The following is a 13,108-nucleotide window of genomic DNA, read 5'->3' on the forward strand; positions in this document are numbered from 1 at the left end:
CACCTAACTTGTAGGAGCGAGGCTTGCCCGCGAAGAGGCCTGTAGAAACACTACAAAACCTTAAAACCCGCGATACCGCTTCAGATGCTCATTGATCTTCGCCGCCGGCACTTTCTGCAAGCTGCACAGCAGATCATGCGACAACTCACGCAACCCATGCTTGCGCCGCAACTCTTCAGCCAAGTGCGCCGTCAGGTTGGCCGCCATTTCGGCATCCGCCATGGCCCGGTGAGCCTTGCCGGTATTGGGCAAGCTGGCGAAAGTGGTGAGGGTGCCGAGTTTGTGGTTCGGCGCGGCGGGCATCAGGCGGCGGGCGAGTAACAGCGAGCAGGCAAAGTTCTGCAAGCGTGTGCGTTTGATTCGCCCGAGCTCGTAGTCCCAGAACTTCTGGTCGAACGCAGCGTTGTGCGCCAGCAGAGGCGTGATACCGACGAATTCATTGACCTCGTTCATCACCTGCTCGGCCGAGGGTGCGGTGCGCAGCATGGCGTTGCTGATGCCGGTGAGTTGTTCAATGAAGGCTGGCACTCGCACGCCGGCGTTCATCAGGCTTTGGTAACGCTCGACGATGCGCCCCTGTTCAAGAATCACCACGGCAATTTCCGTGGCCCGGCAGCTGCTGCTCGGGGAGATCCCGGTGGTTTCAAAGTCGATGACTGCTATGCGTTCCAAACCTGTTTCAACTCCGTAAAAATCAATTCTTGAGCAGCAATGCGCCTTCGATCGGCACGTAACGGCTGGCAGCGCGGATCAGCGAGTTGGCCGTGAGACCGGGCACGCCATAGGCCACCGCTTGCACCCCGTGCTTGCTGATGATGCGTTCCAGCAGCATGTCGAAATCACCGTCGCCGGAGGCCAGCACCACTTCATCGACATGGTCGGCGGCATCCATGATGTCGAGGGTGATGCCCACGTCCCAGTCGCCTTTGGCCGAACCGTCGCTGCGCTGGATGTAGGGCTTGAGCTTCACGATGAAGCCGAGATTGCGCAGGATCTGCTGAAACTGCTGCTGCTTGCTGTCGCCACGATCGATCGCATAAGCGTAGGCCTCGACGATCTGCCCCTGTTTGCTGACATCAGCCCACAGCGCGGCGTAGTTGAAGTGGCAACCATAAGCCTGACGCACGGTGTAATAGAGGTTCTGGACATCGGCGAACACTGCGATTTTTTTCACCGTACATCCTCTTTGGCGTGCCGAAGCGCGGACAGGATCAGGCACCGGGCCCGAAAAGTTGCCCAGTATGCCAGCCTGAAGGATTGTTCCGCGAATAATCGGCCATGTGGCGAGGGAGCAACCTCCCTCGCCACGGAGGTGTCAGACGAAGGAATCGTCGTCGCCACCGAAGAACGATGAGCTGTCATCGTTATAGTCGGCGTCGGCGAATCCGCCTTGATCGCTGGAATTGTCAGCCACGCGCTGATCGTCGCCCCAGCCATTGCCGCCGTCACTCTGATCGTTGACCTGAGCCGGTTCTTCCTTGATGACTTCAACCACTTCCGGCTGCTGATTGTGATGGAACAGGCTGCTGATGCCTTGCGCCAGCATGACGCCACCGGCCACGCCCGCGGCCGTTTTCAACGCGCCACCGAGGAAACCGCTGCCGGCAGGCTGTTGTGGTGCGTAGTTTTGCTGGGGCGGCGCTCCGAAGTTCTGCTGAGTAGCCGGCGCACCGAAGTTTTGCTGCGGCGGTTGCGAGTTGAACGATGGCCGCCCTGGTTCACGCCAGCCGCCATTCGACGGGGCTGCGCTTTGAGTCGGAGCAGGCTGTGGATCACGGGAAGCGCCACCGAAGATGCTCGACAAAAAGCCACCGCTGCTCGGTGCCGGCGCCGCCGTCTGAGCCTTGGCCGATTGCAATTCAGCCTGCAATTGCTGGATTTGTTGAGTGAGTTGTTTGTTCTGTTCGTCGAGGCTCTTGATGGCTGCCTCTTGCACCAGAATCGCCTGGGTCATGAAATAGCCCGCTGCTGGCTGGCGAGTCAGGTGTTCCTTGATCCGCGTTTCGGCCTGGGCGTCACGCGGGGCTGAGTCCGTTTCGGCCTGTTGCAGCCGGGAAAACAGTCCATCGATCAGGGTTTGTTCTTCGCTGTTCATGGCGACCTCATAGATTGCCGGGAATATCGTCGCCCTCATCCACGGTGGATAAGGTGCTCACCAGTAATGGGGCTGATACAGGATGTTTCAATGACCTTTACCGAACGTTTACGTTTGCGCCCCAAAGGGTTTCATCGGTTAAAGTGAGGCACCTGCTTTCAACCAGCGATACCGACTGATGAATCCGTTCGATGTACTGCGTGACTCTCTGTATTTCTTCAAGCGCAATTTGCGCCAGATCGTGCAGCTGTGCCTGCCGCTGGTGATTGTCGAGGCGCTGCTGCAACAAGTGGTCGACCACTCCACGGAGCCGGACAGTTTCCCCGGCATCAGTGTGATTGTCGGCCTACTGGTGTACCCGCTATACACCGCCGCGCTGATCCTGTTTCTCGATGCCCGCAGCCGTGGCGAATCGCCGCGCACCCGCGACTTGCTGGCGACCTCCGCGACCCTGTGGCCGCGCTTCGCCGTGCTGACCGCCCTCAATACACTGCTGATCCTGATTGGCCTGTCGCTGTATTTTCTGCCGGGGATCTGGCTGATGGTGACGCTGGCGTTCGGCGAGTACCTGCTGGTGCTGCGTGGCCTGGCACCGCTGGCGGCGATGAAGGAAAGCCTGCGTCTGACCCGCGGGAATTTCCTGCGCATTCTGGTGTGCATTCTGTGCGTGATGGGGCCGTTGTGGGTGCTCAAGGGTGCAACACTGGCGGTTTACCCTGACCCGCAGAACCCGGTGATCTCGCTGCTGATCGACAGCGCCCACAGCTTCCTGCAACTGTTCACCAGCGTGGTGCTGTTCCGTTTGTTCATGCTGATCAGCGACGCGCCCGAGAAATCTGAAGAGCGTCTCTGAACGCTCTACCCTTGGGCCTGGGCGCGGCTCTCGGTTATGCTCGGGGTCAATTTTGTAACGCTATAAGCCGAGCCATGACCCGTCTACTGCGCTACACCCTGCCAGGCCTGCTGATTGCCATTGGCCTGATTGCATTGATGATCTACAGCCTGACCTGGCGCCCCGAGGCCAAGGAGGCCCTGCCGGTCAATTGCAACGCCAAGGCGCCGACGCTGGTGCCCGGCCAGGCGCTGAAGGTGATGACCTGGAACGTCCAGTACCTGGCAGGCAAGCGCTACGTGTTCTGGAACGACCTGGCCGCAGGAAACGACGAGAGCCCTACACCTGAAGACATGGCCTTCAGCCTCGACGAAGTGGCGCGGGTGATTCGCGACGAGCAACCGGACATCGTGCTGTTGCAGGAACTCGATGACGGCGCCAAGGCCAGTGGCTACCAGAACCAGTTCAAATTGCTTCAGGATCGAGTCACCGACCTGTATCCGTGCAGCGCGCAGGCCTTCGACTGGAAAGCCGACTTCGTGCCTGAACCACCCATCTACGGCAGCGTTGGCCGGCAATTGGCAACCCTGAGCCGCTACCGGATCGACCACGCCGAACGCCTGCAATTACCGGTCGCACCGGCCAATTTCATCAGGCGTCAGTTCAGGCCGAAAAACGCCTTGCTGGTCACTCACCTGCCATTGAGCAACGGCAGCCAGATGGCCGTGTTCAACACCCATCTGGACCGCGCCACCACCGCGCTCGACGAAACCTTGCAAAGCCAGGTGACAGCCGTGGCCAAGGTCCTCGACAAGTACGAAAGCCGCGGCACGCCGTGGTTGATCGGTGGCGACTTCAACCTGTTGCCGCTGGGCCAGTATCGACGCCTGCCCGACGAACAACGAACGCCCTACTCCGCCGACAGCGCGCTGCATGTGCTGTGGGACAAATACCCGATGATCCCCACCAACAACGAAGCCAGCGGTATCGACCGGGCCCAATGGCTGACCCATTACCCGAATGACCCAGGCTTGAACGGCCCGGACCGGACCGTCGACTACCTGTTTTACAGCCCGCACATCAAACGGGTTGAGGCGAGGGTGAGGCAGGACGATACGTTGCGCATTTCCGATCATTTGCCGGTGATTGCGCGGTTTCTGTTGCCGGCCGCGCCTTAGCGCATGACGCCAGGCAAATGCAAAACCTGTGGGAGCCGGCTTGCCCGCGATAGCAGTGTGTCAGGCAACATAGATGTTGAACGTGACGACCTCATCGCGGGCAAGCCAGCTCCCACAGGGTTCTTCGTTGTCTGAGGAAGATTATTTTCGGGGTTTGATCCGAGCCGTAGCCTCGGCCACCAGCGGATCATCCGGCCAATAATGCTTCGGGTATCTACCCTTCAAATCCTTCTTCACCTCGGCATAGGTGCTGCGCCAGAAGTTCGCCAGGTCCTGCGTCACCTGCACCGGCCGCCGCGCTGGAGACAGCAGATGCAGCTTGACCACCTGCCGGCCACCGGCAATGCGCGGGGTCTCGGCCAGGCCGAACAACTCCTGCAACCGCACCGCCAGAATCGGCGGCTGCTCGCTGTAATCCAGACGAATCGATGAGCCCGACGGCACGCTCAAATGATGTGGCGCCAGCTCTTCGAGCCGTTGTGGCAGCGGCCACGGCAACAAGTTGTGAACGATGCTCGACAGGTCCAGATTGGCGAAGTGACTGAGCCGCGAGACTTTGCCCAGATACGGCATCAACCAGTGTTCGAGACTTTTGAGCAGTGCAGCGTCGCTGACATCCGGCCATTCGCTCTGCTCCTTACTGCCGAGATCCAGCTGCCGCAACAACGCCACCCGCGCCTGCCACTGACGCAGCTCCGGAGTCCACGGCAACAACTCCAGACCTTTGCGCCGCACCAGATTCACCAGCGCCTGACTGCGAGCGCTTTCGTCGAGCCCGGTCAGCGGTTCGCGGCTGAGGATCAATTCGCCGACCTTGCGCTGACGCTCGGCCCGCAGCACGCCTTCACGCTCATCCCAATCCAGTTGATCGACGCAACGCACTTGTTCGGCCAGTACCGAATCGAACAGCGCAGGATCAAAATCCGTCGCCAGATAAATCCGTTCCTCACGCTGGCCCTGACGACTGCCCAGATCAGCGATCACCAGCCACGGTTGCTTCATCAGGCTGTCCGCCTCGGCGAACAACGCCGCACGACCGTTGGCCAATCGATATTCCGCGCCACCGGCCCGCCGCTGTTGGGCGACCCGATCGGGATACGCCAACGCCAGCAACGCGCCAAGCCAGCGCGGATGCTCGGGATCGCTGACCGGCTCCAACGCTTTGCCCCGCAGATAACCGCGATACTGCCGCGCCAGTTGCCGGGCCCGCTGAACGCCGCCCTGAGCACCGCGTGCAGCCCGCTCTTCGCCGGACAGCAGCACCAGTCGACTGTGCAGATCCGCGCCAGCACCACGCAAAATATCCCGCTCACCAAGCAATGCCGCAACATCGCAGGCCATGTCGGCCAGGCCGAGCGCCTGACCACGCAACAGCAAATGGGCGATCCGTGGATGGGCCGGCAGTTCGGCCATGGCCTGACCGTGCCGAGTCAGAGCCTCGCCGTCCAATGCACCCAAGCGCTCCAGCAAATCCTGAGCCTGTGCATAAGCCGCTGCGGGCGGGATATCCAGCCAAACCAACTGACCCGGCGTCACGCCCCAACGACCGAGTTGCAAGGCCAGCCCGGCAAGGTCCGCCGAGAGAATTTCCGCACTGGCGTAAGCCGCCAGTTGCTCATGCTGATCCTGCGACCACAAGCGATAACACACGCCGGGCTCCAGACGCCCTGCCCGGCCCGCGCGCTGCGTGGCGCTGGCTTTTGAAATCCGTTGAGTATCCAGGCGGGTCATGCCGCTGCCGGGATCGAAACGCGGCACTCGCGCCAGCCCGGCATCGATCACCACGCGCACGCCGTTGATGGTCAGGCTGGTCTCGGCGATGTTGGTGGCCAGCACCACTTTGCGTTTGCCGGCGGGCGCCGGATCAATCGCCGCACGCTGCGCCGCCAGGTCCAGTTCGCCATGCAACGGGCAAAGCAACACCGGCGTGCCCTCACCCAGCGTATCGGCCAATTGTTGATGCACCCGACGGATCTCCGCCTGCCCCGGCAGGAACACCAGCAGGCTACCGGTCTCATCGTTCAGCGCGTCGAGAATGGTTTGCACCACCCGTGGCTCGATGAATTCACCGGGCTGAAACGGTCGGCCCCAACGCATCGCCACCGGGTACATGCGACCTTCGCTGCGCAGGATCGGCGCATCATCGAGCAACCCGGCCAGGCGTTCACCTTCCAGGGTTGCCGACATCAACAGAATTTTCAGCGGTTGGTCGTCGCGAAACAACTCGCGGCCATTGAGGCTCAGGGCCAACGCCAGATCGGCGTCGAGGCTACGCTCGTGGAATTCGTCAAAGATCAACAGGCCCACGCCTTCGAGCGCCGGATCGTCTTGCAAACGCCGGGTGAGAATGCCTTCGGTGACCACTTCGATGCGGGTATTGGGGCCGACTTTGCTGTCGAGACGAATGCGATAGCCAACGGTTTCGCCAACCTTCTCGCCCAGCTCACTGGCCAACCGCTCCGCCGCCGCCCGCGCCGCCAACCGGCGCGGCTCGAGCATCAGAATGGTCTGCCCGGCCAGCCATGGCTCATCGAGCAAGGCCAAGGGCACGCGGGTGGTTTTACCGGCGCCGGGCGGTGCTTCGAGCACAGCTTCGTGGCGTGTAGCGAGGGCTTCACGCAGGGCGGGTAAAACTTCATCAATCGGCAAAGAAATCATGCTGGCACCACAGGGCGTGCCCACAGTAAATTGCGAGTCGCGTTGAAGCTGTGGGCGTGCCAGGCAAGGCGCGGGACGCCGGTAAGGGTCGTTTCCTTGCCAAGTCCCGCAACGCAGCATGGCGCGCCCACAGCTTCAGCCCGGAGGGCCGAACCCCGATAACATCCATCAGTCGTTACGCGTTGTCGATCTGGAAAAAACAACTTCAATCCTCAACCATTCCAGTGGGGGGTGAGACGCGACCGCAATTTACTGTGGGCACGCCCTGCCGCCGCGAGTATAACGGCGTTCGGCGCGGTCCTAATTCATATCGACGATGCTTCGTTTCCAGATAACCCAGGAGATTTCAAATGCGTGCTCCCTTTCGCTTGATCGGCGGTGTACTGGTCGCGACCTTGCTGACCCAGGTAACGGCCTGCGGCTCGATTTTCTACCCGGATCGTCGCGGCCAGATCGATGGCAAGATCGACCCGGCCATCGCCGCGCTGGATGCCGTGGGCCTGCTGTTTTACATCATCCCAGGCCTGATCGCCTTTGCGGTGGACTTCGCCACGGGCGCCATTTACTTCGAACCGGGCCGCACTGCTCAGGTGGCGCCTGAAAAACTCAAGGAAGCCATCGGTGCCGACGGCAAGGTCGATAACCACAAGTTGCAGACTATTCTGGAAAGTGAACTGGGCCGCAGCTTCCCACTGGACGATCCACGTCTGATCCAGCACAAGGGCAGCACCCAGCAACTGGCCATGTTCGGCCTGCAACCCGCCGCGTAATCGGTGCACTAAAAGGAAAAGCCGCACCTATGACCACCAGTACCGAACACGCCCGCCTGCTGCGGTTGGCGACGCGCGCCTCGGTGGCGGTGGCGTGCACGTTGATCGTCGCCAAAGCCATCGCCTGGTGGCTGAGCGGTTCGGTGAGCATGCTCGCCGGGCTGACCGACTCGGCACTCGATGGCGTCAGCTCGCTGCTCAATCTGCTGGCCGTGCATTACGCCTTGCGCCCGGCCGACGACGATCATCGTTACGGGCATGGCAAGGCCGAATCATTGGCGGGCATGGCTCAGGCGCTGTTTATTGGCGGCAGTGCGGTGCTGATTGCCTTGCAGGCGATCGAACGGTTGAAACATCCGGAGCCGATAGGCGCAGCGTGGCTCAGCATCGGGGTGATTGTGTTCTCCCTCGCCCTGACCGTGGCCCTGCTGATGTTGCAACATCGGGTGATCAAGGCTACCGGTTCCAACGCGGTGAGTGCCGACTCCCTGCATTACCGCTCAGACCTGCTGCTCAACGGCAGCATTTTAGTGGCGCTGGTGCTGGCCGGGTTTGGCTGGCATCAAGTCGACCCTTGGTTCGGTTTGGGGATCGCTGTCTACATCCTCTGGAGCGCCATTCATATCGCCCGGGAAAGCTTTGCGGTGCTGATGGATGAAGAGCTGCCGCTGGAAGTCAGCCAGCACATGCTTGAACTGGCCTGCAGCGTACCGGGGGTTTTGGGTGCCCACGACCTGCGTACACGAATCTCCGGCAACCAGTGGTTCGTGCAGTTGCACCTGGAATTGCCGGGGGAGCTGACTCTGTCAGTCGCCCACGGCATCAGCGATCAAGCCGCCGATGCGATTCACACAGCCTACCCGCGAGCCGAAGTGCTGGTGCACGCCGACCCGCAGGAAGTGGTGAAAGCCGCCAGGGCTCAGTAGCTCACCTGATAACCGCGACTGCTCAGGCAGTTGCCCTGGGCCTGTCGGTAGGCTTGCACCACCGACGGATCCGGTTGATAGGTAACGGCGCGCGGATCGAAACCGCTCTGCTCCACGGCCCAGCGATAACACTCGTAACCGTCCCGACTGACCTCCTCTGGCGACTGGCCGTTGGCGGGATACGCCACCACGTCATAACCACTGCTCACCGGTTGCGGCTGCACGGGCGGTTCGACCACGACGTAATCCCGAGTGCTCTCCTGGTAGGCGTAATACGAGCCAGCCGCCAGGAACAACAGCGCGCCGCCAATCCACACTTCACGCGCGTAATCGGGCAAGTAGCTGACCCGAATCCCGCGCGGCGGCTGAACCACCACGTAACGCGGGCCTTGCGGACGATACCAATAACCACCGGAATAGAAATAATCCTGGCCGCGATACGGTACGCGGTAGTTGCGGTCCGGGAAGCGGTCGATCACGTACCCCGGACGATACTGCGGGCCTGGGCCCCAGCCATTGCCGTGCCCATCCGGGCGACCGGGCCAACGACGATCATCATGACGTGAGCCCTGTCCGCCAGTCTGCCAGCGCTGGTAGTCATTGTTGCGCCGTGGTTCGTCCTGATAGTAGCCACGCCGGGGTTCCTGGGTCTGGCGCACGGTGTCGGGCCGGCCCTGGATCGGCAGATTGTTACTGGGTTGTTGCGGTGCTCGCTCCTGAACGTTGGAGTCGTGCTGTACACGGTTCTGCCACTGGCCACCTTGAGTATTGGGATCGTGCGCGGGCCGGTTTTGCCGCTCGCCGCCCTGATTCTGGTCGTGGAGCTCGAACTGGCGGCTGTTGTCGCCACGAATGATTTCGTTGTTCTGCCGGTGTGGCTGATTGTTACCGTCATGACCCTGACCTTGGCCCGGATGATCCGCTCCACGCTCCCCGCTATCGGGACCACGATTTTGCGGCTCATCGGCCAGCGATTGCGCAGTGACACTCACACACAGCAAACCAACACCGGCCAAACGCCAGATGCGCGACTTCATGCTTTTCCTCACTGCGGGTTAGGGCCTGTACATAAGACTGGGAAAGCACAGGCCGGTTCTGCAACAGGTTATCAGTCACGCAACTTATTTATTGAGGGTCGCCCATAAATTCCGGGCAATAAAAAAGGGAGACCCGTCGGCCTCCCCTTGAGAACTTCGTCCGTGCTCGACGCTTATGACGTCGGCTCACCTCACGCCGTCTTCTGGACAGTGTGTAGCTCGGGGGCCGACACATCCCCGGTGGGGGTGGCGACCGCAGCTGGCCTGATTGGGCGAGCCGCACTGGACTGTTTGTCCGAGCAGTGATTCTGGTGATAAGAATAGGCCCGGAGCGACGACAGAGGATTGCGAATATTGCTCAAATAAACATCACTTGCGCAATTTTTAACTCAGGATAGATAATCCTCCGCAATAGTTATGACAAAGGCCTGATTGATGAGCAAACTCGACCGATACGACTTGAGCATTTTGGCGGAATTACAGCGCGACGCGCGCATCTCCAATCAGGAGTTGGCCGAACGTATAGGCCTGTCGCCTTCGCCTTGCTCGCGGCGGGTCAAGCAACTGGAAGACGACGGTTACATCACCCGCCAGGTCGCCTTGCTGGACCGCAAGATGCTCGGCCTGAGCCTGACAGCCTACGTGCTGATCGGCATGGACCGCCATACACCCGAGCGGTTCGAGAACTTCGAAGCCGCCATTCGCACCTTGCCGCAGGTGCTGGAATGCAGTTTGGTGACGGGGATGGATGCGGACTATCAGCTCAAGGTAGTGGTGCCGGACATGGATCACTATCAGAAACTGCTGCTGGGACACCTGACACGGATTGAAGGGGTGACCAGTGTGCGGTCGAGTTTTGTGTTGAACCAGGTGCTCAACAGCACCGAGTTGCCGCTGACTCATCTGCGCAGCTGAGAATGCCTTCGCGGGCAAGCCTCGCTCCTACAGGATTTGTGTCGGTCACGTTATTACAGTCGACACAAAACCCGTAGGAGCGAGGCTTGCCCGCGAAGAGGCCTGCACAGGCGATGAATAGCTGCGGCACACTGCCGCAGGTCAATGCCCCGCCAATCCCCCATGGCGTATAATCCAGCGCCTTTTAGCCCCACCCACGCTGGAGATGTCCGATGGATCCTGCAGTACTCGAAGAGTGGATGATGACTGGTCTGGTCAGCATCCTGATCATTTTCATGGGTTTCATCGTCTGGGACCTGGCGAAAAAATCCAAGGCCGGACGCTTCGGCTCGTTCATTCTGTTCTTCGTACTGGGGCTGGGCGTGGCCGCGTTCGTGATCAAAAGCGTGGTGATCGGCCTGATCGAATCCGGCACTCTATAAGCGTGCCGGTACTTCCTTCCACTGGCCCTGATCGAGCCCTTCGATCGACCAGTCACCGATTCTGACCCGCACCAGACGCAACGTCGGCAAGCCGACCGCCGCGGTCATGCGCCGTACCTGACGGTTGCGGCCTTCGCGAATCACCAGTTCCAGCCAACTGGTGGGCACGCTTTTACGAAAGCGCACCGGCGGGTTGCGCGGCCACAGTTGCGGCTCATCCAGTTGTCGCGCTTCGGCCGGCAATGTCATGCCGTCGTTCAACTCGACGCCATCGCGCAAGCGCCGTAACTGCTCGGCGCTTGGTTCGCCTTCCACTTGCACCCAGTAAGTCTTGGCCAGTTTGTGTTTCGGGTCGGCAATTCGCGCCTGAAGCTGGCCGTCGTTGGTCAGCAACAGCAAGCCTTCGCTGTCACGGTCCAGCCGCCCTGCCGGGTAGATTCCCGGAATCTCGATGAAGTCCTTGAGCGTCGCCCGCCCTTCTCCGTCGCTGAATTGCGTCAGCACATCGAAAGGTTTGTTGAACAGAATCAGCTTCGGCTCGGCCGGCGGCGCTTTGGCGACACGGCGCGGGGCTGAAGAGGATGGCGCGGGCTTCACGCCTGGACGGCGGGAGGCAGGACGAGGTGGACGAGGCATGGCGAAAAGAACATCTAACGGTCAGGGCTGCTAATGCTAGTGCCCTGACCGCCAAATGACCATGACAACTCTCGATCAGCGGAACGGCGGCTCATCGAAGCTGCGCAGTTTGCGCGAGTGCAGCGAGTTGAGCTCGGTGCGCAACAGATCCACCGCTTCGATGCCGATCTTCAAGTGCTGGCTGACCGCGCGCTCATAGAAGGCGTTGGCCGAACCCGGCAGTTTGATTTCGCTATGCAACGGTTTGTCCGATACGCAGAGCAACGTGCCGTACGGCACCCGCAAGCGATAACCCTGGGCGGCGATGGTGCCACTTTCCATGTCCACCGCCACGGCTCGGGACAGGTTGATCAGCGGACGTTCCTGCGCCCAGCGCAGTTCCCAGTTACGGTCGTCGTAGGTCAACACGGTACCGGTACGCAGACGCTTCTTCAGCTCGTCGCCCTTCTCACCAGTGATGTTGGCCGCCGCTTGCTGCAACGCCATCTGCACTTCGGCCAAGGCCGGAATCGGAATGTTCGGCGGCACGACCCGGTCGAGAATCCCGTCGCGGCGCATGTACGCGTGGGCCAGCACGTAGTCGCCAATGGTCTGCGACTGACGCAAGCCGCCACAGTGGCCGATCATCAGCCAGCAATGCGGACGCAGCACCGCCAGGTGGTCGGTGATGTTCTTGGCGTTGGACGGGCCGACACCGATGTTCACCAGGGTCACGCCATGGCCGTCGCTGGCGATCAGGTGATAGGCCGGCATCTGGTAACGATGCCAGACCACGCCCGCGGCAATCGCCGACGCTTCGCCGTGGTCCATGCCCTTTTCGATGATCACGTTACCCGGCAACACCATGCGCACAAAACGCGGATCGTTGCGCAGTTGCTCAAGACCATGAACGATGAACTGGTCGACGTAGCGGTGGTAGTTGGTCAGCAGAATCCACGGCTGTACATGGCGCCAGTCGCTGCCGGTGTAATGCACCAGCCGGCGCAGGGAGAAATCCACCCGCGCGGCGTCGAACAGGGCCAGCGGCAGCGGGTCGGTGTTTTCCCAATCGTACAAGCCATCGGCAATGCCATCGGTGGCGGCCGACAAGTCCGTACTCGGGAACACTCGCGCCAGCACCGCCGCCGTGACACCGGAGCCGGCCAGTTCATCGCCCTGCTCGACCACGTACGGATAAGGAATGTTCTGCTGACTGACGCCGACTTCCACGGTCACGGTGAAGTCGTGCATCAACGGGACGAGTTGTTCCAGCAGGTACTTACGGAAGGCTGCCGGATGAGTGACGGTGACACTGTAGGTCCCCGGCAATTGAACCTTGGCATAGGCGCGAGTGGTCTGTGGGACTTCGCCCTGGCAAAGGTAGGTCAGACGCAACTCGGGATAACGAAACAGTGCACGCTGTTCAGCGTCCGGCTCGACGCGGTCCTTGAGATAACGCTTGAGCGCCTGATTCAGCGCTGTGGTTGCACGCTCGTGCAAGGCAGCAAGCCGATCCACGGCTTGCTCGGCGGTTTGAACGACAATAAACGCTTCGGTCACGATCAGCTTCCTGTGTTCTGACTTGCAGACCTTCATCTTGCCTGCATCATCGCTTCACGGGAACAGTGACGTGTTGGCTGCACATCAATTCTGAGACACA

The 13,108-nt window shown here is 60.8% G+C and carries 13 protein-coding genes; 6 read left to right on the forward strand and 7 right to left on the reverse strand.

Features of this window, described 5'->3' with window-relative positions:
- Positions 1-60: 60 nt before the first annotated feature.
- From AB7M22_RS23005 to AB7M22_RS23015, 3 genes are all read right to left on the reverse strand, one after another.
- Entirely contained in the window at positions 61-672 is a 612-nt protein-coding gene (locus tag AB7M22_RS23005; RefSeq protein WP_008012655.1) for a 3'-5' exonuclease, read from the reverse strand.
- A 22-nt stretch (positions 673-694) separates the two neighbouring features.
- Positions 695-1,174: a LabA-like NYN domain-containing protein gene (locus tag AB7M22_RS23010; protein ID WP_008012653.1), complete on the reverse strand. Its 480-nt coding sequence runs from the start codon at positions 1,172-1,174 to the stop codon at positions 695-697.
- Between the two features lie 141 nt (positions 1,175-1,315).
- On the reverse strand, positions 1,316-2,095 hold the full coding sequence (locus AB7M22_RS23015) for a DUF2076 domain-containing protein (protein ID WP_454187881.1): 780 nt from the start codon (positions 2,093-2,095) through the stop codon (positions 1,316-1,318).
- 178 nt (positions 2,096-2,273) lie between these two features.
- On the opposite strand from AB7M22_RS23015, the gene AB7M22_RS23020 reads away from it, so the two are divergent.
- Positions 2,274-2,948 (forward strand): YciC family protein, encoded by a 675-nt coding sequence (locus AB7M22_RS23020; RefSeq protein ID WP_008012649.1) that lies wholly within the window; start codon positions 2,274-2,276, stop codon positions 2,946-2,948.
- A gap of 74 nt (positions 2,949-3,022) precedes the next feature.
- The gene (locus AB7M22_RS23025) at positions 3,023-4,105 is read left to right on the forward strand and encodes an endonuclease/exonuclease/phosphatase family protein (protein ID WP_454187882.1); all 1,083 of its coding nucleotides are present in this window, start codon (positions 3,023-3,025) and stop codon (positions 4,103-4,105) included.
- Between the two features lie 141 nt (positions 4,106-4,246).
- Here the strand turns inward: AB7M22_RS23025 and hrpB are convergent, their stop codons facing one another.
- Positions 4,247-6,763 (reverse strand): ATP-dependent helicase HrpB, encoded by a 2,517-nt coding sequence (gene hrpB, locus AB7M22_RS23030; RefSeq protein ID WP_454187883.1) that lies wholly within the window; start codon positions 6,761-6,763, stop codon positions 4,247-4,249.
- A gap of 350 nt (positions 6,764-7,113) precedes the next feature.
- Between hrpB and AB7M22_RS23035 the strand changes: the two genes are divergently transcribed.
- Positions 7,114-7,533 (forward strand): polyribonucleotide nucleotidyltransferase, encoded by a 420-nt coding sequence (locus AB7M22_RS23035; RefSeq protein ID WP_192345325.1) that lies wholly within the window; start codon positions 7,114-7,116, stop codon positions 7,531-7,533.
- Positions 7,534-7,562: 29 nt separating this feature from the next.
- The gene (locus AB7M22_RS23040) at positions 7,563-8,459 is read left to right on the forward strand and encodes a cation diffusion facilitator family transporter (protein ID WP_454187884.1); all 897 of its coding nucleotides are present in this window, start codon (positions 7,563-7,565) and stop codon (positions 8,457-8,459) included.
- Here AB7M22_RS23040 and AB7M22_RS23045 read toward each other — a convergent pair.
- Positions 8,453-9,496 (reverse strand): DUF6515 family protein, encoded by a 1,044-nt coding sequence (locus tag AB7M22_RS23045; RefSeq protein ID WP_454187885.1) that lies wholly within the window; start codon positions 9,494-9,496, stop codon positions 8,453-8,455. The two genes, AB7M22_RS23040 and AB7M22_RS23045, sit on opposite strands and share 7 nt — an antisense overlap.
- 435 nt (positions 9,497-9,931) lie before the next feature.
- Between AB7M22_RS23045 and AB7M22_RS23050 the strand changes: the two genes are divergently transcribed.
- Positions 9,932-10,411, forward strand: coding sequence for an Lrp/AsnC family transcriptional regulator (locus tag AB7M22_RS23050; protein ID WP_007894448.1), 480 nt, complete (start codon positions 9,932-9,934; stop codon positions 10,409-10,411).
- A gap of 212 nt (positions 10,412-10,623) precedes the next feature.
- On the forward strand, positions 10,624-10,833 hold the full coding sequence (locus AB7M22_RS23055) for a DUF2788 domain-containing protein (RefSeq protein WP_007894445.1): 210 nt from the start codon (positions 10,624-10,626) through the stop codon (positions 10,831-10,833).
- Here AB7M22_RS23055 and AB7M22_RS23060 read toward each other — a convergent pair.
- Positions 10,828-11,469, reverse strand: a complete 642-nt coding sequence (locus tag AB7M22_RS23060) for a pseudouridine synthase (RefSeq protein ID WP_454187886.1) — start codon at positions 11,467-11,469, stop codon at positions 10,828-10,830. The two genes, AB7M22_RS23055 and AB7M22_RS23060, sit on opposite strands and share 6 nt — an antisense overlap.
- A 75-nt stretch (positions 11,470-11,544) precedes the next feature.
- The gene (gene amn / locus AB7M22_RS23065) at positions 11,545-13,044 is read right to left on the reverse strand and encodes an AMP nucleosidase (RefSeq protein ID WP_162130612.1); all 1,500 of its coding nucleotides are present in this window, start codon (positions 13,042-13,044) and stop codon (positions 11,545-11,547) included.
- Between the last annotated feature and the right edge of the window lie 64 nt (positions 13,045-13,108).

It is taken from the genome of Pseudomonas sp. ADAK2 TE3594 (assembly GCF_053628675.1).

Coding starts and splice junctions, on each gene's coding strand:
- AB7M22_RS23015 (WP_454187881.1), bottom strand. CDS start 2,095: ATGAACAGCGAAGAACAAACCCTGATCGATGGACTGTTTTCCCGGCTG.
- AB7M22_RS23020 (WP_008012649.1), top strand. CDS start 2,274: ATGAATCCGTTCGATGTACTGCGTGACTCTCTGTATTTCTTCAAGCGC.
- AB7M22_RS23025 (WP_454187882.1), top strand. CDS start 3,023: ATGACCCGTCTACTGCGCTACACCCTGCCAGGCCTGCTGATTGCCATT.
- hrpB (WP_454187883.1), bottom strand. CDS start 6,763: ATGATTTCTTTGCCGATTGATGAAGTTTTACCCGCCCTGCGTGAAGCC.
- AB7M22_RS23035 (WP_192345325.1), top strand. CDS start 7,114: ATGCGTGCTCCCTTTCGCTTGATCGGCGGTGTACTGGTCGCGACCTTG.
- AB7M22_RS23040 (WP_454187884.1), top strand. CDS start 7,563: ATGACCACCAGTACCGAACACGCCCGCCTGCTGCGGTTGGCGACGCGC.
- AB7M22_RS23045 (WP_454187885.1), bottom strand. CDS start 9,496: ATGAAGTCGCGCATCTGGCGTTTGGCCGGTGTTGGTTTGCTGTGTGTG.
- AB7M22_RS23050 (WP_007894448.1), top strand. CDS start 9,932: ATGAGCAAACTCGACCGATACGACTTGAGCATTTTGGCGGAATTACAG.
- AB7M22_RS23055 (WP_007894445.1), top strand. CDS start 10,624: ATGGATCCTGCAGTACTCGAAGAGTGGATGATGACTGGTCTGGTCAGC.
- AB7M22_RS23060 (WP_454187886.1), bottom strand. CDS start 11,469: ATGCCTCGTCCACCTCGTCCTGCCTCCCGCCGTCCAGGCGTGAAGCCC.
- amn (WP_162130612.1), bottom strand. CDS start 13,044: ATGAAGGTCTGCAAGTCAGAACACAGGAAGCTGATCGTGACCGAAGCG.